Source organism: Burkholderia sp. Cy-637, assembly GCF_011753175.1.
Classification (GTDB): domain Bacteria; phylum Pseudomonadota; class Gammaproteobacteria; order Burkholderiales; family Burkholderiaceae; genus Burkholderia; species Burkholderia gladioli.
The window spans coordinates 1-17765 of the sequence record NZ_VWWC01000145.1; the positions used below are offsets into that span (position 1 = coordinate 1).

The window sequence follows — 17765 nt, forward strand, 5'->3', positions numbered from 1 at the left end:
GTCCGAGCGCGGTGAGCGCGGCGGCGATCGCAATCGCAACAACGGCAATCGCCGCGGCGGCCAGCAGGCCGGCGCGCGCGACGCGCAAGCCGCCGTCGCCGGCGCTCGCCAGCCGCAGCAGCCGCGTGGCGAGCGCGAAGGCAAGGAAGCGCGGGAGCCGCGTGAGAACCGCGAAGGTCGTGGCAACCGCGAACCGCGCGAGGCACGCGAAGGCCGCGAGGGTCGTGAAGGCCGCGAACTTCGGGAAGCCCGCGAGCCGCGCGAGAACCGCGAAGGCCGTGAGCCGCGCGAACGCGACAACCGCGAACCGCGGGAAGGCCGCGAGGCACGTGAAGGTCGCGAGCCGCGCGAGCGCGCCGTGACGGCAGAAGGCACGGTGGAAGCGCCGCGCCAGGAACGTCGCGAACGCGGCGAGCGCGGTGAACGCGGTGAACGCCGCAAGGCCGTGCCGCACGCTGCCACGCTGGAAACCGTCAATCGTGGTGAAAACCATGCCGAAACGGCCGAGGACGCCGAACTGCTGGCGCCGGGCGCCGAGCAGGCCGGCACCGACGCGGAAGCCGGTGCGCGTGACGGCGAGGAACGCCGCCGTCGCCGCCGCGGCCGTCGTGGTGGCCGTCGCGATCGCGAGGAAGGCACCGGCACCACGCCGGAAGGCGTGGAAGGCGTCGACCATGAGGCCACCGCAACGGCCGATCATGGCGCGGACGCCCCGGTCGTGGCAGCCGTCGCCACGGTGACCGCCGCTACCGCCGCAGTGGCCGTCGAAGCGGTCGCCGCGCATGCCGAGGCGTCGACGCAAGCCGTCGCCCCGAGCGCAGCGGAAACGGCGCCGGAAGCGCCGGTCGCCGAAGCGGCACCGGCAGCCCCGGTCGCCACGCCGGTGGTCGAGCCCGTGGCCCATGCCACCCCGGCAGCCGAACCGGTCGTGATCGCCACGCCGGCTCCGGTCGAAGCGCCGCAGGCCGTCGAATCGGCACCGGTGGCGAGCGAACCGGCTCCGGTCGAAGCCGCTCCGGCAGTCGAGCCCGTGGCGTATGCCGCGCCGGTCCAGGTCGAGGCCAGCCCGGCCGAAGCCGAACCGGCTCCGATCCAGGAAGCAGCACCGGCGGTCGAACCCGCGCCGGCAGTCGAACCGGCCCCGGTCGCCGAAGCGGCGCCTGCCGCCGCGGTGGAACCGGCCCCGGCTCCGGCCGTCGAACCCGCGCCGGTCGCGGGGGAAGCGGCTCCGGCCGTGACCGCCGAACCGCACGCGGCAGTCGAGCCCGAGCCGGCCAAGCCGGTCTCGGTGCCGCAGGCACTGGCCGCCGCCCCGGCGCCGGCCGCGGCCGGCGTCGAAGCCGCACTCGATGCCGCCGGCCTGATCTGGGTGAACACGGATGCCGACAAGCTCCGCGCCGCCCAGGAAGCCGCCGCCCAGGTCGTGCCGCAGGCACGTGCCCCGCGCGAGCGCAAGGCCCTGCCGCCGGTCGATTCGACGCCGATGCAACAGGTCGAGACCGGCTCGCGGCACTGAGCGAGCATCTCGCGCCAGGCAGCATCGGGCTTCGTCCCGCGCCGAAACCCGCCCTCCCAAGGGCGGGTTTTTTCATGGCGCGGGCTTTCCGGCACCCCATGCCTGCCGGTGGCGGCCGGTACAGCCTCGGCCGAGCTTCCCGCACAGTGCGCGTCTGTGCTCTTTTTCTACGGGTTTCCGTGCGCCGGCCCGATCGGCGTCTTGTCGTTAAAATAGACGCCTGTCCGTCCCCATGAACCCGAACCGCCCCGCCATGTCCCGACGCATCATCCCGGTCACCGATGTCAGCGGCATCCCGGACCTGTCCGGCGCCCTGCTCGCGCCGAGCGGCACGCTGCGCGACACCTTCTCGCGCCCGCTGCGGGACCTGCGCATCTCGGTCACCGACCGCTGCAACTTCCGCTGCGTCTACTGCATGCCGCGCGAGGTGTTCGACAAGGACTACCCGTTCCTGCCCCACAGCGCGCTGCTCTCGCTCGAGGAGCTCGAACGCACGGCGCGCATCTTCGTGGCGCATGGCGTCGAGAAGATCCGCATCACCGGCGGCGAGCCGCTGCTGCGCAAGAACCTGGAATTCCTGATCGAGCGGCTGGCGCGGATGGAAACCGTCGACGGCCGCCCGCTCGACCTGACCCTGACCACCAACGGCTCGCTGCTGGCGCGCAAGGCGCGCAGCCTGCGCGACGCCGGCCTGACCCGCGTCACGGTCAGCCTCGACGCGCTCGACGACACCCTGTTCCGCCGCATGAACGATGCCGATTTCGCCAGCGCCGACGTGCTGGAAGGCATCTTCGCCGCGCAGGACGCCGGGCTCGCGCCGCTCAAGGTCAACATGGTGGTCAAGCGCGGCACCAACGACGCCGAGATCGTGCCGATGGCGCGCCGCTTCCGGAACACCGGCGTGGTGCTGCGCTTCATCGAATACATGGATGTCGGCACCTCGAACGGCTGGAACATGACCGACGTGCTGCCCTCGGCCGAGGTGCTGTCGCGGATCGACGCGCAGTTCCCGCTGCTGCCGCTCGAGGCCCACGCGCCGGGCGAGACCGCGCAGCGCTGGGCCTATGCCGACGGCGGCGGCGAGATCGGCCTGATTTCCAGCGTGACGCGCGCGTTCTGCGGCGAATGCACGCGCGCGCGCCTGTCGACCGAGGGCAAGCTCTACCTGTGCCTGTTCGGCAACCAGGGGCACGACCTGCGCGCCCTGCTGCGCAACGGCGCCTCCGACGCGCAGATCGCCAGCGCCGTGGCGCGGATCTGGCAGGCCCGCGACGACCGCTATTCGCAACTGCGCGGCACCGCGCAGGCCGAGGCGCAAGCCGCCGACGGCGCGCGCCGGGTCGAGATGTCCTACATCGGCGGCTGAGCCTCGCGCCGCCGCCACGCCCGAAAGCCGCCCCCTTGAACTTCCCCGATCACGCCACGCAGCCCCTGCGCGACGCAGCCCCGCACGCGGGGCTGACCGGCCTGCTGCTGGCCGGCGGCCAGGGCTCGCGAATGGGCGGCGTCGACAAGGGCCTGCAGCCGCTGCACGGCGAGCCGCTCGCGCTGCACGTGCTGCGCCGGCTCGCGCCGCAGGTCGGCGCGATGGTGATCAGCGCGAACCGCCATCTCGATCGCTACGCCGAGCTCGGCCAGCCCTATCGCGCCCAGGTGGTGGCCGACGCCCGGCCCGGCTTCGAGGGCCCGCTGGCCGGGCTGCTGGCCGGCTTGCGGGCGGCACCCACGCCGCTGGTGCTGAGTTCGCCCTGCGACACGCCATTCCTGGCCGCGGACCTGGCCGAGCGTCTCCAGGCCGCGCGCGAGGCGCAGGCCGCCGAGATCGCGGTGGCGGTATCGGTCGACGCGCAGGGCCAGTGCCATCCACAGCCCACCTTCGCCCTGGTGCCTCGCGCCCTGGCCGAGGATCTGGAGGCCGCGCTGGCCGCCGGCGAACGGCGCGTGCGCGCGTGGTACGCACGCCACAAGACCGTCGAAGTGCCATTTCAGGACGAGCGCGCGTTTTACAATGCCAATTCTTTGCAGGAATTGACCCGCCTAGAACGGGACTGAGGCCGGCGCGGCCAGACCGCCCGCCGCCCATCGCCGCCCAGGCCTTGCGCCGATGCGGCAGCCGTCGCACCGGCGCGACTCCGATCCGCCTAGCGGCGCCTCTTCAGCCATGACCACGCACTCGTCGCCAGCCCAAATCCATCCCGAAATCCTGTCCGTCGACGCCGCCCGCGCGCTCGCGCTGCGCGAACTCGTGCCGGTGACGGAAACGGAAACGGTCGCGCTCGGCGAGGCGCTCGGCCGCGTGCTGGCCGAGGCGGTCGCCTCGCCGCTCGACGTGCCGGCCTACGACAATTCGGCGATGGACGGTTATGCCTTCGACGGCGCCGCGCTGGCCGCCGCGAACGAGGGAGAACTGAGCCTGGCGGTGGCCGGCATCGCCCTGGCGGGCCACCCGCATCCGGGCGGCACGCCGGCCGGTGCCTGCGTGCGCATCATGACCGGCGCGCCGATGCCGCTCGGCTGCGACACGGTGATCCCGCAGGAACGCGTGAAGGTGATCCCGCGGGAACACACGAGCGACACGCTGGTGAAATTCGAGGCGCAAGCCGTCGCGCCGGGCGCCAATTGCCGCCGTGCCGGCGAGGATCTGGCGCGCGGCGCGACCGTGCTCGAGGCCGGCCGCATCGTGCGGCCCGCCGATCTCGGCCTGCTGGCCTCGCTCGGCATCGGCCAGGTGACGGTGCGCCGCCGCCTGCGCGTGGCCTGCCTGTCGACCGGCGACGAACTGCGCGCGCCGGGCGAGCCGCTCGGCGCGGGCGGCCGCTACGACAGCAACCGCGCGACGCTGTTCGGCATGCTGGCGACGCTCGGCGTCGAGGCGATCGACGGCGGAATCGTGCGCGACGATCCGGCCGCGCTGGAAGCCGCGCTAAGCGACGCGGCCGCGCGCGCCGACGTGGTGATCACCTCGGGCGGCGTCTCGGTCGGCGATGCCGACTTCACGCGCGAGCTGCTCGGCCGGCTCGGCCGCATCAGCTTCGCGAGCCTGGCGATGCGCCCGGGACGCCCGTTGGCCTGCGGGCACCTGGCGCCGGCCGCGCCGGGCGCACGCGCGGCGCTGTTCTTCGGCCTGCCCGGCAATCCGGTGGCGGTCGCGGCCACGTTCCAGGTGATCGTGCGCGACGCCTTGCTGACACTGATGGGCGCGCGCCCCGAACCGGCGCCGCGCTACCCGGCCCGCACCCTCGCGGCGATCGACACGCGCGCGGGCCGCACCGATTTCCTGCGCGGGATCGCCTCGCGCGACGCCGACGGCAACTGGCAGGTGAGCCCGGCGGACTCACAGAGCTCGGCATCGCTGAAGGGCCTCAGCGACGCGAACTGCTTCATCGTGATCGGCGCGGAGCTGGCCCGCGTCGAGGCCGGCGCGAGCGTGGAGATCCTCCCGTTCGCCGGCGCACTCTGAGATTCACCACTATCAGCACTTACGGGGCAACTCGATTATGAAAAAGCAAATTTCCTCGATCGCGGCAGGGCAGACGGCCAAGGCGCTGATCCTCGTCTACCTGACCTTCAGCGTGCCGATCGTGCTGCTGGGGATCGTGGTCGCCTTCGTGCGTTTCGGCTCGGTCGAGCTGAGCACCATCTTCAGCGCCCTGCTGCTGAACGCGATCCTCGGCTTCGTGCTGCTGTGGATCGCCTGCCACGCCTACAACTGGGTTGCCTCGCGCTTCGGCGGCATCGAGATCGTGCTGTCGGACGTGCAGGAGGAGGCATGAACTTCGAGATCCGCGACGCGCAGCCCGACGACGTCGCCGATCTCGTCGCGCTCACGCGCGAGCTGGCCCAGTTCGAATCGCTCACGCACCTGTTCGTCGCCACCGAGGCCGATCTCGCCGACGCGCTGTTCGGCCGGAACCCGGCGGCCGGCGCGCTGGTCGCGACGCTCGACAACGAGGTGGTGGGCTACGCGCTCTACTTCCAGAACTACTCGACCTTCGTCGGCAAGCGCGGCCTCTATCTGGAGGATCTCTACGTCAAGCCGGCCTGCCGCGGCACCGGCCTCGGCACGCGGCTGCTGCGCGCGGTGGCGGCGCTCGCGGTCGAGCGCAAGTGCGGCCGCTTCGAGTGGACCGTGCTCGACTGGAACCGCCAGGCGATCGATTTCTACGAACGGATGGGCGCCACCGTGCTGTCCGACTGGCGCGTGGTGCGCGTCACGGGCGAGGCGCTCGATACGCTCGCCCAGCCGGCGCCCGGCGACGAATAAGCCGCGCCGGGTGCGCCGTCCCTGGGCGGGCGGCTTCCCGGCGGCGACACCTCAGGCCTCGTCGGGATCGGCCTCGCCCGAGGCCGCGCCGAGAAGCCCCGCGGCCTGATCGCCGGGCAGCGCCTCGACATCCTTGAGCTTGCGATTCATCACCCGCGTGCGCTGCTCGGCCGATTCGATCGAGCGCGTGACGGTCTCCAGTTGCGCCTTGGTGCGCGCCAGCACCTCGCCGAACTTGCCGAACTCGGTCTTCACCGCGCCCAGCACCTGCCACACCTCGCTCGAACGCCGCTCGATGGCGAGCGTGCGGAAACCCATCTGCAGGCTGTTGAGCAGGGCCGTCAGCGTGGTCGGTCCCGCCACCGTGACGCGATAGTCGCGCTGCAGCTGGTCGGTCAGCCCGGGCCGCCGCAGGATCTCGGCATACAGGCCCTCGGTCGGCAGGAACAGCAAGGCGAAATCGGTGGTGTGCGGCGGCGACACGTATTTCTCCGCGATGCTTTTCGCCTCCGCGCGGATGCGCAGCTCCAGCGCGCGCGCCGCCTCCTCCACCGCCGCCACGTCGGCACGCTCCTGCGCATCGATCAGGCGCTCGTAGTCCTCGCGCGGGAATTTCGCGTCGACCGGCAGCCAGACCGGCTGCGCATCGTGCTCGCGGCCCGGCAGCCGGATCGCGAACTCGACGCGCTCGCTGCGCCGCGGCACCGTGGCGACGTTCTTCGCGTATTGATCCGGCGTCAGCATCTGTTCGAGCAGGGCCTCGAGCTGGACCTCGCCCCAGGTGCCGCGCGTCTTCACATTGGTCAGCACCTTCTTCAGGTCGCCCACGCCGGCGGCCAGCGTCTGCATCTCGCCGAGCCCGCGATGGACCTGCTCGAGCCGCTCGGAAACCAGCCGGAACGATTCGCCGAGCCGCTGCTCGAGCGTGGCATGCAGCTTCTCGTCGACGGTGCGGCGCATCTCCTCGAGCTTCACGGCATTGTTGGCCTCGATCTCCTTGAGGCGCTGCTCGAGCGTGGCGCGCACCTCGCCCAGCCGCCGGTCGTTGGCCTCGCTCAGTTGCGCGAGCTGCTGGTTCAACAGCGTGCCGAAATGGCGAAGCGAAGCGCCCTGCTCGTCGCGCGCGAGCTGCGCCTGCTGTTGCAGGCCCTCGCGCACCGCCTCGAACTGCTGCGTGTTCGCGGCGACCAGCTTGGCGAGCTGCTGCGCGAAGCCGTCGATCTGCTGGTTCTGCACGGTGGCCACGCTCGTCATCTGCGCGGCCAGGGTCTGCTGCAACTGGGCGAAGCTGCCCGACAATTCGCCGCGCGAGGCCCGCGCGCTGTCGGCGAGCTCGCCGCGCAGCGCACGTTCGAGCCGCTCCATCGCATGCGCCTGGGCATCCTGCACGTCGTCGAGCCGCTCGCCGAGCCAGCCCTCGCCCTCGGCGCCGCGGCCCGCGCCGCGCCAGATCACCAGCAACGCGACCACCAGCGCCACCGCCAGCACCACCAGCGCGCCCAGCAGAAGCGGCATCGTCATGCGCGCGCCTTGCCGATCACGTCGGGGTTGATCGGATTGGGCGGACGTCCGGCGCGCGGCCCGACGCCGAGCGCCGCGATCAGGTTGTCGGCCGCGAGGTTCGCCATCGCGCGGCGGGTCGCCTCGGTGGCGCTGGCGATATGCGGCGTGAGCACCACGTTGGGCACCTCCAGCAGCGCCGGATGCACGCTCGGCTCGCCCTCGAACACGTCGAGGCCGGCCGCCGCGATACGCCGCTCGCGCAGCGCCTCGGCCAGCGCCGCATCGTCGACGATGCCGCCGCGCGCGATATTGGTCAGCGTCGCGCTCGGCTTCATCAGCGCGAGTTCGGCCGCGCCGATGGTGTGGTGGTTGTCCTTCGTGTAGGGCAGCACCAGCACCACGTGATCGGCCTGCCGCAGCAGTGCCTCCTTGCCCAGGTACTCGGCGTTCAGTTCGGCCTCGATGTCGGGCGCGACGCGCGAGCGGTTGTGATAGACCACCCGCATGTTGAAGCCGCGCGCGCGCCGCGCCAGCGCCTGGCCGATGCGGCCCATGCCGATCACGCCGAGCGTGGCGCCGTGGATGTCGCCGCCGAGGAAGCTGTCGAACGACCATTTGCGCCACTGGCCGGCCCGCAGCCAGTGCTCGGATTCGGCGATGCGCCGCGCGGTCGCCATCATCAGCGCCCAGCCGAAATCGGCGGTGGTCTCGTTGAGCACGTCCGGCGTATTGGTGCCGAGCACGTTCGCCGCATTGAAGGCGGCCATGTCGAAGTTGTTGTAGCCGACCGCCATGTTGGCCACCACCCGCAGCTTCGGCGCGGCCGCCAGCGTGGCCGCGCCGATCGGGTCGCCCGCGGTCAGCGCGCCGTCCTTGTCGGCCAGGCGCGCCGTGAGCGCCTCCGGCGCGAGCGCGTCGCCGTCGTTCCAGTCCACCTCGAAATGCTGTTCGAGCCGCTCGATCACGTCCGGAAAGATCGAACGCGCCACCAGGATTTTCTGCATTGCCTGCCTCCGTCAAGCGCGCGCGACCGGCGCGCTACCTGTATTGAAACCCTTCCCGACACCCTCGCTCAGCCGGCGAAGAACAGCCACGTCGCCAGCGCGAACACCGGCACCAGGATGCCGAACGACCAGCCCAGATAGGCGAAGAAGCTCGGCATCCGGATCCCGCGCGATTCGGCGATCGCCTTCACCATGAAGTTCGGCGCGTTGCCGATATAGCTGTTCGCGCCCATGAACACCGCGCCGGCCGAGATCGCCGCGAGCGCGGCCGCGCCGCTCGTCATCAGGGTCGGCGCGTCGCCGCCGGCGAGGTTGAAGAATACGAGGTAGGTCGGCGCGTTGTCGAGGAAGGACGACAGCAGCCCGGTGGCCCAGAACAGCATCGGCACCACCGGCTCGCCGTTGTCCGCCGTGACCAGGTGGACGATCGGCGCGAAGGCGCCGTCGGCGCCCGCGCGCAGGATCACGATCACCGGCGCGATGGTCACGAAGATGCCGGCGAACAGCTTGGCGACCTCCTCGATCGGCGCCCAGTCGAAGGCATTGCCCTCGCGCGCCGAGCGCGGCGTGATCGCCAGCGAGAGCAGCGCGAGCGCGGCCAGGGCCAGGTCGCGCACGGCGTTCTGCAGGGCCACCTCGGTGCCGAACACGTCGAAGCGGATGCCGGGTTTCCAGATGCCGCTCATCAGCACCAGCGCGACGATCGCGCCGAGCAGCACGAAGTTGCGCTTGCCGTCGATGCGGATCGGCTCGGCCGCGGCGGTCAGCGCCGGGTCGCGCGGCAGCGTGACGGCGCCGCCGCCGTCGCGGCGGAAGCGCCAGGCGTCCAGCGCGTAGAACAGCGCCAGCAGCACGCCGCAGACGAACAGCGTGGGCAGCGCGAGATGCACCGTGGTCCAGAAGAAATCGACGCCGTTCAGGAAACCGAGGAACAGCGGCGGATCGCCGAGCGGCGAGAGCGCGCCGCCCGCGTTCGCGACCAGGAAGATGAAGAACACCACCACGTGCACCACGCGCGGCCGTGCCGCGTTGGCGCGCAGCAGCGGCCGGATCAGCAGCATCGCCGCGCCGGTGGTGCCCATCAGGCTCGCCAGCACGGTGCCCAGCGCGAGCAGCGCGGTGTTGCGCGCCGGCGAGGCGCGCAGCTCGCCATGCACGCAGATGCCGCCCGCCACGGTGTAGAGCGCGGCCAGCAGCACGATGAAGGGGATGTATTCCTCGAGCAGCGCATGGACCAGGGTGGCGCCGGCGGTGGCCGCGCCGAACACGGCCGCGAACGGCAGCAGGAACAGCAGCGCCCAGGCCGCCGCGATCTTGCCGTAGTGGTGATGCCAGAACGAGGCCGCCACCAGCGGGAACAGCGCGATCGACAGCAGCATGCCGGCGAACGGCAGGCCCCAGAGCGCGGACAAGGTGGCGCCGTCGAGCGTGGCCGCCGAGGCCGGCGCGGGCGCCGCCGTCAGCAGCAGCATGAACAGCGCGAGCCACGGCGCGACGCGGCGCGGTGCGCCCCGGACGGCGAAGGAATCGGGTCGGTGGAAAGTCATCGGATCGAGAAGGCGACCACTCGCTGCCGCCAGCGGCAGGTTCGAGGCACCGGGAAAGGAATGGGAAACGCGCGCGGCAAGCCTCATGCGCCGCGCACGATGATCGCGTGCACGCGATACGGGCCATGCGCGCCGAGGATGATGGTCTGCTCGATATCGCCGGTGCGCGACGGCCCCGATACGATATTGACCGCGCGCGGGAGCTCGCCGCGTTCGGCGCGGATCAGCGCGAAGGCATCCTCGTGGCCGGCGACGATGCGCGAAGCCGGTACCACCACGAGATGGGTTTCCGGCAGCAGCGCCGCCGAGGCATAGGTATCCGGGCCCGACAGCAGCACCAGCGAGCCGGTCTCGGCGCTCGCGCAGAAGCAGCCGGTGATGCCGACCAGGTCGCCCTCGACGGGCTTGCGCAAGTCGACCTCGAGGCCGGCCGAGGCCCAGTCGATATCGGCCAGGGTGCGCCAGGCGATCGCCCGCGCGGCCAGCGAGCGCGCCTGCAGGTAGCGCGCCGCGGCGGCCGGTACCTCGGCGAGCGTGTCGACGGCCTCGACCGTGGTCGACATCCGCTCGGCTTCCTCGGTGAAGCGCGCGAGCAATCCGGCGGCATCGTCCGGCATCGGCGGGCGCGGGCCGGCCGGATGACGCGCGAGGTAGTCGGCGGCCTGCTCGCGCTCGAGCGCGTCGGGTTCGGCCGGGCGTCCCTGGGCGGCGCGGATGCGCGCGAAGATGTTGCGGCGGGCGGCCGACGTGTCCATGGGCGATCCTCGTGAGCGTGGCGGTGGCAAGCGCCGATTATAGCGGCGCCCCGTCGCGCCGAATCATGCCGGGCCGCCCGGCCCGGCGTCGCCCGACCTGCCGTGCGCCTACTTGCCGGCCTCTTCCTCGGTCGGCTGGGCGATCCCGAACACCTGGCGCAGATAGGCCAGGTAGGCCTTGTCGTCGCACATGCTCTTGCCCGGCGAATCGGACAGCTTGGCGACCGGCTGGCCGTTGCAGCGGACCATCTTGATGACGATCTGCAGCGGCCGGTAGCCGAGGTCGTTGGTCAGGTTGGTGCCGACGCCGAAGGCGAGCCGGCAGCGATCGCGGAACCGCTCGTAGAGCTGCAGCACCTTCGGGATGTCGAGCGCGTCCGAGAACACCAGCACCTTGGTGCGCGGGTCGCAGCGGTTCGCCTCGTAGTGGCTCAGCATGCGCTCGCCCCATTCGAATGGGTCGCCCGAATCGTGGCGCGCGCCGTCGAACAGCTTGCAGAAGTACATGTCGAAGTCGCGCAGGAAGGCGTCCATGCCGTAGACGTCGGACAGCGCGATGCCGAGATCGCCGCGATATTCCTTTGCCCACATCTCCAGGCCGTAGATCTGCGAATCGCGCAGCCGCGGGCCGAGCGCCTGGCAGGCCTGCAGGTACTCGTGCGCCATGGTGCCGAGCGGCGTGATGCCGTGCTTCATCGCGTAATAGACGTTGCTGGTGCCGGCGAACTGCGCGCCCAGCCCGTCGCGCAGCGTCAGCGCCACCTCCTCGTGCCAGACCTTCGAGAAGCGGCGGCGCGTGCCGTAGTCGGCGATCTTGCAGTCGGCGAACTCGGGCTTCGCGCCGAGCAGCTTCATCTTCTCGCGCAGCCGCTCGCGGCCCTCGCCGTAGTCGGGCTCGCTCTGCGTGTTGCGGAAATAGACCTCGTTGACGATCGCCAGCACCGGGATCTCGAACAGGATCGTATGCAGCCAGGGGCCGCGGATCGCGATGTCGATCTCGCCGTTGCCCTTGGGCGAGGGCGAGATCTCGATGTACTTCTCGTTGAGATGGAACAGCGCCAGGAATTCGACGAAGTCGCCCTTGATGAAGCGCATCTGGCGCAGGTAGTCGAGCTCGACCTCGGTGAAGCGCAGATGGCACAGGCCGCGCACCTCGTCCCGGATCTCGTCGATATAGGGAACCAGGTCGACGCCGGGAGTCCGGCAGCGGAACCGGTATTCCACGTTGGCGGCCGGGAAGTGATGCAGCACCACCTGCATCATCGTGAACTTGTACAGGTCGGTGTCGAGCAGCGAAGTAATGATCATGATTCGGTGCCGCCGGGGGCAGCTTCAGCAAAATCGCGGGATCGGACGAGACCGAGCCGGCTACCCGCGTCGGCGCGCCGCCCCGTCTGCCTGCCGCATGTTACCCGAATGCGGGACCGACCATGCTCGCCGCCGCCTGCCGTCCCGGGCCTCGGGGACGTGTCGCGTCATCGACATAAACTAATCACGAAACAATATAAGACCGGCTGCGGGCTGCTGGATGCGGGTTTTCCTCATCAGTTACAATGCCGCATTTGGCGCAAAGCCTACCCCACACAGATAATCGCCAAGCAGGAGCGTTTTGAATGACTCACGTTGTGACCGAAGGCTGCATCAAGTGCAAGTACACCGATTGCGTCGATGTGTGCCCGGTGGATTGCTTCCGTGAAGGTCCCAATTTTCTCGCGATCGACCCGGACGAATGCATCGACTGCGCCGTGTGCGTGGCCGAGTGCCCGACCAATGCGATCTATGCCGAGGAAGACGTTCCCGGCGACCAGCAGCAATTCACGCCGCTCAATGCCGAGCTGGCCAAGGCGTGGCCGTCGATCACCAAGACCAAGCCCGCTCCCGGCGACGCCGACGAATGGAAGGACGTGCAGGACAAGCTGCACCTGCTCGAGCGCTGATCGCCCCCGGCGGGCCCGCTACTGCCGGCTCGCCGTTTCCGCAGAAAATTCGCGCAAAGGCTTGACACCCTCGTCATAGCCCCATAGAATCTCGTTTCTCTGCTGTTTGTTCCCCGATAGCTCAGTCGGTAGAGCGCCGGACTGTTAATCCGTAGGTCCCTGGTTCGAGCCCAGGTCGGGGAGCCAAGAATGCTGGCACGTCGTTTCAGGCGCGTCGACAACGAACAAACGCAGTACCGATTTATTCCCCGATAGCTCAGTCGGTAGAGCGCCGGACTGTTAATCCGTAGGTCCCTGGTTCGAGCCCAGGTCGGGGAGCCAGACAGCGAAAGGCCCGTCATGCGACGGGCCTTTTTGCTTTTCGGCGCCGGCTCGCTCCTCCCCTCGTCGCAACCTCACCCTCCCCGCGCGATTCAGCCTCCGGCGCCCGAATCGCGAGGCGCGATTGGCCCGTGCCGGCCGTGCTAGAGTCGTCTTCCTCGCTCCTGCCCTGGCCATCGCCCATGAATCGTCTCGCCCTTGCCGTCGCCGCCTGCCTGGCCGCGCCGCTGCTTCCCGTGTCCGCGCACGCCGAGGAAGTCGCCAGCGTCAACACCAACTTCCGCCTGACCGGGTCCGATCGCGTGGTCGTCGAAGCCTACGACGACCCGCTGGTGCAAGGCGTGACCTGCTATGTCTCGCGCGCCCGCACCGGCGGCATCAAGGGCAACCTGGGCCTGGCCGAGGATCCGACCGAGGCCTCGATCGCCTGCCGCCAGGTGGGCACGATCGGCTTCACGCAGCCGCTCAAGCAGCAGACCGACGTGTTCAGCGAGCGCCTGTCCTTCGTGTTCAAGACCCTGCACGTGGTGCGGGTGGTCGACAAGAAGCGCAATACCCTGGTCTACCTGACCTACAGCGACCGGATCGCCAGCGGCAGCGCGAAGAACAGCGTCACGGCCGTGCCGGTGCCCGCGGGCACGCCGATCCCGCTCAAGTAAGGCCGCGCGGCCCGATCCTCACGCCCGCCTCGCGATGCGCTCCGCCCGCCTCCCCGATGCCGCCCGCTACTGGCGCACGCCCCTGCTGCCGGATGCCGATCTCGTCACGGCCAGCTACCGCGAGCACCGTTTCGCGCCGCACTGGCACGAGGCCTACACCGTGCCGGTGATCGAGAGCGGCGCCGAGCGTTATGCCTACCGCGGCGGCCGGCGCCTGGCCGATACCGGCAGCGTGCCGATCATCAATCCCGGCGAAGTGCATACCGGCTCGCGCGCCACCGAGGATGGCTGGCGCTATCGCGTCTCCTACGTGCCGGTCGCGTTCCTGCGCGCGCTGGCCGACGAGATCGCCGGCTCGCCGCAGCCCGAACCCTGGTTTCCCGACGATGCGATCCACGACGCCGACTGCGCGCGACGCCTGGTGATCGCGCACCGGCTGCTCGAGGCCGGCGGCGTCGCCACCGAAGCTCACGACCATGACGGCGAACTGGCCGACGTGGCACTCGCTGCCGCGCCCTTCGCATCCGGCGGCGCCGATCCGCTGGCCGCCGAAACGGCCCTGCTCGACGCGCTCTCGACCCTGCTGGTGCGTCATGCGCTGAGCCGGCCCCGCGCCGGTGCGCCGGCTGCGGACGAACCGCGCGTGGCACGCATGCGCGAGCGGCTCGCCGCCGACCTGCTGGGCCCCGCCACGCTCGCCGAGGTGGCGCAGGCGGCCGGCCTGTCGCCGTTCCACGCGGCGCGCCTGTTCACGCGCAGCACCGGCATGGCGCCGCATGCCTGGCGCAACCAGCTGCGGTTGCAGCGCGCGCTCGCGCCGCTGCGCGCGGGTGTGGCCGTCGCGCAGGTCGCGGCCGCCAGCGGCTTCGTCGACCAGAGCCATTTCACGCGCCACTTCAAGCGGATGTTCGGCGTGCCGCCGGGCCGCTGGCAGGGCGAGCGCAGCTAGCCGGGGCCCCGCCCTTTCGTCGCGCAAGAACGTACAAGACCCGCCTGCGGCGCCCCGTTATGCTCGGCGCTCCAGGAGGATTTCCCGTTGAACCCGTCCCATCCCAGCCCGCTCGATTCCCCCGCCACGCGGCGCCCGCTGCGCGAATTCGCCGATGGCGCGCGCGACACCTTTCCGATGATGGTCGGCGCCGCGCCCTTCGGCGTGATCTTCGGCACGCTCGTGACGGCCGGGCCGCTGGCCTGGTGGCATGGCGAGCTGATGTCGCTGGTGGTGTTCGCCGGCTCCGCGCAGTTCATCGCGGCCGGCCTGCTGGCGGGCGGCGCCGGCGCGCTGGTGGTGATCGCCACCACCCTGGTGGTGAACCTGCGCCACCTGCTCTATTCGGCCACGCTCGCGCCCTATGTCGCCCATCTGCCGCTGCGCTGGCGCGCCACGCTCGGCGCGCTGATGACCGACGAGGTGTTCGCGGTCGCCTACGCGCGCTACCGCCACACGCGCCCCGGCGAACTCGGCCCGCATTACTTCTTCGGTTCGGGCCTGGCGATGTACCTGAACTGGCAGGCCTGGACCCTGGTCGGTTTGCTGTTCGGCGCGGCCTTCCCGGGCCTGCAGGCGCTCGGGCTCGATTTCGCGATGGCCGCGACCTTCATCGCGATCGTGGTGCCGCAGTTGGCTGCCTTGCGCTACCTGGCCGCGGCCGTCACCGCCGGCGTGGTGGCCCAGCTCTGCCACGCGCTGCCCTACAAGCTCGGCCTGCTGGCCGCCGTGGTGGCGGGCGTGGCGGTGGGCGTCGCGCTCTCGCTGCGCGACCACGGACGTGCGCGCCGCCGCGTGGAGGCCGCCTCGTGAACTACCTGCTGATCCTGCTCGGCATGGCCGCCGTCACCTACGCGATCCGTACCACGCTGTTCCTGTTCGGCGAACGGCTGGTGTTTGCGCCGCTGGTGCGCACCGCGCTCGGCTTCGTGCCGGTCACGGTGCTGACCGCGATCGTGGTGCCGATGACCCTCGCGCCGCACGGCGGCGGACTGGAACTCTCGCTGCGCAATCCGCAACTGGTCGGCGGCGTCGCCGCCGTGATCGTCTCGGCCGCCACGCGCCGGCCCTTGCTGACGATCGCGGTCGGGCTCGCGGTGTTCTTCGCCTGGCAGGGCCTGGTGATCCCGCGCTGGCTGCCGGCCTGAGCGCGCCGCGCTGGCGCCAGCGCCGGTACCTGCCGCGCCGGCCGGCGCGGCCTCAAGTTTCCCCGCCCGCTGCCGATATAGGAGGAAAACCCTCCTGGCGCCGATCGCGACGCAGCCGGGGCAGCCGCACGCGCGAACGCCCCGCCGGCACGAACGGCGCATGCCGGCGCCCACTCGGCGCCGGCAGCCACCGCGTACCGAGAGATTCATGGGCCACATCACGCTGTCGATCAAGGACGACACCATTGCGTCGCTACGCAAGGACTTCGACGCGTTCGTGCGTGTCTCGCTGAAACTCGATCCGCAGTTCGCGACCCCGTCCTTCGAGGACTTCCTGCGCGCCAAGCTGCTCGACAACATGGTGCCGCTGACCGAGCACGCCGTGCAGCGCATGCTGCAGGGCGGCCAGTACGCCTGGGCCAAGCGCACGCTGGACAAGGAATTCCCGAACGTCGTCGAGATCCTGATGCGCCAGGCCGAAACCTTCGGCTTCGGTTTCGCCTCGCGCAGCGAATGGACCCCCGAGGAACTGGCCAAGGCCTGCCACGACTGGGCCGCCGCGATCGTCTCGGAGGCGCAGGGCGACGCCGCCCTGGTCGACCCGCTCGCAGGCCAGATCAAGTCGGCGGTGCACGACATCCAGACCCTCGAGGAGCGCATGCAGACGCCAGCCTGGCGGCTCGCGGAATCGCTGCGCCAGCGCGTCTACGAGGCCAAGCTGGCCTGCGAGATGAGCGTGGGCAGCACCGCGCGCGAGAAGCTCGGCGAGCTGCGCGGCCTGCTGCGGCTCGGGCTCGCGCATGGTTCGTTCCAGAAGCAGGAAGCCCAGCAGATCATGGAATACCTGCGGCTGCTCAAGCCGGAGATCTTCGTCGAGGAGCCCTACGACGTGTTCTCGCGGCTGGCCGCCTGGCTGCGCGGCATCTTCATGGTGGCCACGCCGCCCAAGGCGCCGGCCACGCAGAACCCGCCGCGCCAGCCGCAGCAGCGGCCATAGGCGAGAGCGGGCGCGCCGCGCCCGCCGCCACGACAACGAGCCGGAACCCGTTCCAGACGGCTCCCGGCCCGCGCCGCAAGCGGCCTGCAAACGACCTGCAAGCAGGCTACAAGCGGCCTAATCGGCGAGGCTTACTGGCCGCCCGAGCCCGGGCTGCCGTTACCGGCCGGCGACATGCCGCTGGTATTGCCGTTCACCGCGTCGCCCGCCTTCGAATTCGCGCCGTGCGCGGAACTGTTGGCGCGCGTCTTCGAGTGCGACTTCGTCGAGTGATGCATGCCGGTGCTGCCCTTGCCGTTCATGCCGCTCATGCCGTTGGTCGAGCCATTACCCGGTGCGGTCGGCGCCGCATCGGTGCCGCCCGTCTGGCCGCCGGAATTGGCGCCTTGCGAGCCGCCGCCCATTCCACCACCGCCCGCCGCACCGCCGCCGGCACCCCCAGCAGCAGCGCCGCCGCCGCCCCCCGCTCCACCGGCCGCGCCACCGCCGCCGGCCTGCGCCATCGCGGAAGTCGCCGCGAACACGGTGGTCGTCACCAGCGCGGCACCCATCAGCATCTTGCGAATCCTGGACATGAGATTTCTCCTCGGGGAAAGTGTTCGACGCGGCTTCGAACCCGGCCGCGCCGCCTTGCCGCGACATGCGGCAGGCTTCAGGAAAGACCGGCCCTCACGACAGCCGGTTCGCCGCGAGCCCCGACTGTTACCCACCGTTTCATTTGCTTGCGGCTCGTCCACATCTGCTTACAGTGGCGGGCGCGAAAGCGGCAACGGCAGGTCGCGCCGGGGTTTGCGCGATCTGCATGACGCAGCGAACGTGCCCGTCGCGCGCGCACCGCCGCGCAAGGCGCTCGCCGCCGCCGGCGCGCTGGCTTATGATGCGAGCCTTGCTTTTTTACATGGGCGCGTCATCGGCGCCCCGAACGATGCCCAACCTCGATTTCACCCTGACCGGCGATTACGTCGAACTGCACAACCTGCTCAAGATCACCGGCGTGGCCGACAGCGGCGGCTCCGCCAAGGTGCTGGTCGCCTCGGGCGCGGTGCGCGTGGACGGCGCCGTCGAGCTGCGCAAGACCTGCAAGATCCGCGCGGGCCAGGTGGTGCTGTTCCAGGACACGCGCATC

At 70.7% G+C, this 17765-nt stretch carries 19 protein-coding genes, 2 tRNA genes and 1 pseudogene; 15 read left to right on the forward strand and 7 right to left on the reverse strand.

The genetic code is table 11. The features are described 5' to 3' along the window. On the reverse strand, positions 1–676 hold a 676-nt coding region (locus F3J10_RS36685; RefSeq protein WP_205200494.1), incomplete at its 3' end, for a hypothetical protein. On the opposite strand from F3J10_RS36685, the gene F3J10_RS36690 reads away from it, so the two are divergent. The 6 genes from F3J10_RS36690 (at position 659) to F3J10_RS27480 (ending at position 5780) form a co-directional block, all read left to right on the forward strand. Further along, entirely contained in the window at positions 659–1516 is an 858-nt protein-coding gene (locus F3J10_RS36690) for a hypothetical protein (protein ID WP_205200495.1), read from the forward strand. The genes F3J10_RS36685 and F3J10_RS36690 overlap by 18 nt on opposite strands. A 253-nt stretch (positions 1517–1769) precedes the next feature. After that, complete coding sequence (gene moaA / locus F3J10_RS27460) at positions 1770–2882, forward strand: GTP 3',8-cyclase MoaA (protein WP_167243431.1); 1113 nt, start codon at positions 1770–1772, stop codon at positions 2880–2882. A gap of 35 nt (positions 2883–2917) precedes the next feature. Further along, complete coding sequence (gene mobA / locus F3J10_RS27465; protein ID WP_275691712.1) at positions 2918–3568, forward strand: molybdenum cofactor guanylyltransferase MobA; 651 nt, start codon at positions 2918–2920, stop codon at positions 3566–3568. A 109-nt stretch (positions 3569–3677) separates the two neighbouring features. Next, positions 3678–4976, forward strand: coding sequence for a gephyrin-like molybdotransferase Glp (glp, locus tag F3J10_RS27470; protein ID WP_167243432.1), 1299 nt, complete (start codon positions 3678–3680; stop codon positions 4974–4976). A 37-nt stretch (positions 4977–5013) separates the two neighbouring features. Beyond that, entirely contained in the window at positions 5014–5289 is a 276-nt protein-coding gene (locus tag F3J10_RS27475; RefSeq protein ID WP_013697061.1) for a hypothetical protein, read from the forward strand. Then, a complete protein-coding gene (locus F3J10_RS27480) occupies positions 5286–5780 on the forward strand; it encodes a GNAT family N-acetyltransferase (RefSeq protein ID WP_025098976.1) in 495 nt (164 codons plus the stop codon). The genes F3J10_RS27475 and F3J10_RS27480 overlap by 4 nt, the downstream gene beginning before the upstream one ends. A gap of 51 nt (positions 5781–5831) precedes the next feature. Here F3J10_RS27480 and rmuC read toward each other — a convergent pair whose 3' ends face one another. From rmuC to pncB, 5 genes are all read right to left on the reverse strand, one after another. Beyond that, the gene (gene rmuC / locus F3J10_RS27485) at positions 5832–7301 is read right to left on the reverse strand and encodes a DNA recombination protein RmuC (protein WP_060002221.1); all 1470 of its coding nucleotides are present in this window, start codon (positions 7299–7301) and stop codon (positions 5832–5834) included. Next, positions 7298–8287 carry a D-glycerate dehydrogenase gene (locus F3J10_RS27490; RefSeq protein WP_025098978.1) on the reverse strand — a complete coding sequence of 330 codons (990 nt, stop codon included), beginning with the start codon at positions 8285–8287 and terminating at the stop codon, positions 7298–7300. The genes rmuC and F3J10_RS27490 overlap by 4 nt, the downstream gene beginning before the upstream one ends. Before the next feature lie 68 nt (positions 8288–8355). Next, positions 8356–9759, reverse strand: a complete 1404-nt coding sequence (locus tag F3J10_RS27495; RefSeq protein WP_166912333.1) for a sodium:proton antiporter — start codon at positions 9757–9759, stop codon at positions 8356–8358. A gap of 158 nt (positions 9760–9917) precedes the next feature. Next, the gene (locus F3J10_RS27500; protein WP_013697056.1) at positions 9918–10589 is read right to left on the reverse strand and encodes a lactate utilization protein C; all 672 of its coding nucleotides are present in this window, start codon (positions 10587–10589) and stop codon (positions 9918–9920) included. 108 nt (positions 10590–10697) lie between these two features. After that, complete coding sequence (gene pncB, locus F3J10_RS27505) at positions 10698–11897, reverse strand: nicotinate phosphoribosyltransferase (RefSeq protein WP_166912320.1); 1200 nt, start codon at positions 11895–11897, stop codon at positions 10698–10700. A gap of 305 nt (positions 11898–12202) precedes the next feature. Here pncB and fdxA point away from each other — a divergent pair, with 305 nt between their 5' ends. The 8 genes and pseudogenes from fdxA to F3J10_RS27545 form a co-directional block, all read left to right on the forward strand. Next, positions 12203–12526, forward strand: a complete 324-nt coding sequence (fdxA, locus tag F3J10_RS27510; RefSeq protein ID WP_025098982.1) for a ferredoxin FdxA — start codon at positions 12203–12205, stop codon at positions 12524–12526. A 110-nt stretch (positions 12527–12636) separates the two neighbouring features. Then, a tRNA-Asn gene (locus tag F3J10_RS27515) sits at positions 12637–12712 on the forward strand. A gap of 59 nt (positions 12713–12771) precedes the next feature. After that, positions 12772–12847: transfer RNA gene (locus tag F3J10_RS27520), tRNA-Asn, on the forward strand. 182 nt (positions 12848–13029) lie between these two features. Continuing rightward, a complete protein-coding gene (locus F3J10_RS27525; RefSeq protein ID WP_047838427.1) occupies positions 13030–13506 on the forward strand; it encodes a CreA family protein in 477 nt (158 codons plus the stop codon). A gap of 34 nt (positions 13507–13540) precedes the next feature. Beyond that, complete coding sequence (locus F3J10_RS27530; protein WP_166912322.1) at positions 13541–14455, forward strand: AraC family transcriptional regulator; 915 nt, start codon at positions 13541–13543, stop codon at positions 14453–14455. An 87-nt stretch (positions 14456–14542) separates the two neighbouring features. Then, entirely contained in the window at positions 14543–15307 is a 765-nt protein-coding gene (locus F3J10_RS27535; RefSeq protein ID WP_036031813.1) for an AzlC family ABC transporter permease, read from the forward strand. Further along, on the forward strand, positions 15304–15642 hold the full coding sequence (locus tag F3J10_RS27540; RefSeq protein WP_025098986.1) for an AzlD domain-containing protein: 339 nt from the start codon (positions 15304–15306) through the stop codon (positions 15640–15642). Before F3J10_RS27535 ends, F3J10_RS27540 begins: the two co-directional genes overlap by 4 nt. A gap of 199 nt (positions 15643–15841) precedes the next feature. Further along, positions 15842–16639, forward strand: a pseudogene (locus F3J10_RS27545) (DUF4088 family protein); the annotation flags it as partial. A gap of 131 nt (positions 16640–16770) precedes the next feature. Here F3J10_RS27545 and F3J10_RS27550 read toward each other — a convergent pair. Then, complete coding sequence (locus F3J10_RS27550) at positions 16771–17214, reverse strand: hypothetical protein (protein WP_155636745.1); 444 nt, start codon at positions 17212–17214, stop codon at positions 16771–16773. Between the two features lie 350 nt (positions 17215–17564). Between F3J10_RS27550 and F3J10_RS27555 the strand changes: the two genes are divergently transcribed. Then, positions 17565–17765 (forward strand): RNA-binding S4 domain-containing protein (locus F3J10_RS27555; protein WP_167243433.1); only part of this gene is annotated, 201 nt, incomplete at its 3' end.

Excerpts from the sequence above, each read along its gene's own strand:
- moaA (WP_167243431.1), top strand. The coding sequence starts at position 1,770 with ATGTCCCGACGCATCATCCCGGTCACCGATGTCAGCGGCATCCCGGAC.
- F3J10_RS27550 (WP_155636745.1), bottom strand. The coding sequence starts at position 17,214 with ATGTCCAGGATTCGCAAGATGCTGATGGGTGCCGCGCTGGTGACGACC.
- F3J10_RS27495 (WP_166912333.1), bottom strand. The coding sequence starts at position 9,759 with ATGCTGCTGCTGACGGCGGCGCCCGCGCCGGCCTCGGCGGCCACGCTC.
- F3J10_RS27500 (WP_013697056.1), bottom strand. The coding sequence starts at position 10,589 with ATGGACACGTCGGCCGCCCGCCGCAACATCTTCGCGCGCATCCGCGCC.
- rmuC (WP_060002221.1), bottom strand. The coding sequence starts at position 7,301 with ATGACGATGCCGCTTCTGCTGGGCGCGCTGGTGGTGCTGGCGGTGGCG.
- F3J10_RS27475 (WP_013697061.1), top strand. The coding sequence starts at position 5,014 with ATGAAAAAGCAAATTTCCTCGATCGCGGCAGGGCAGACGGCCAAGGCG.
- F3J10_RS27530 (WP_166912322.1), top strand. The coding sequence starts at position 13,541 with ATGCGCTCCGCCCGCCTCCCCGATGCCGCCCGCTACTGGCGCACGCCC.
- F3J10_RS27525 (WP_047838427.1), top strand. The coding sequence starts at position 13,030 with ATGAATCGTCTCGCCCTTGCCGTCGCCGCCTGCCTGGCCGCGCCGCTG.
- pncB (WP_166912320.1), bottom strand. The coding sequence starts at position 11,897 with ATGATCATTACTTCGCTGCTCGACACCGACCTGTACAAGTTCACGATG.
- F3J10_RS27480 (WP_025098976.1), top strand. The coding sequence starts at position 5,286 with ATGAACTTCGAGATCCGCGACGCGCAGCCCGACGACGTCGCCGATCTC.
- fdxA (WP_025098982.1), top strand. The coding sequence starts at position 12,203 with ATGACTCACGTTGTGACCGAAGGCTGCATCAAGTGCAAGTACACCGAT.
- F3J10_RS27490 (WP_025098978.1), bottom strand. The coding sequence starts at position 8,287 with ATGCAGAAAATCCTGGTGGCGCGTTCGATCTTTCCGGACGTGATCGAG.
- glp (WP_167243432.1), top strand. The coding sequence starts at position 3,678 with ATGACCACGCACTCGTCGCCAGCCCAAATCCATCCCGAAATCCTGTCC.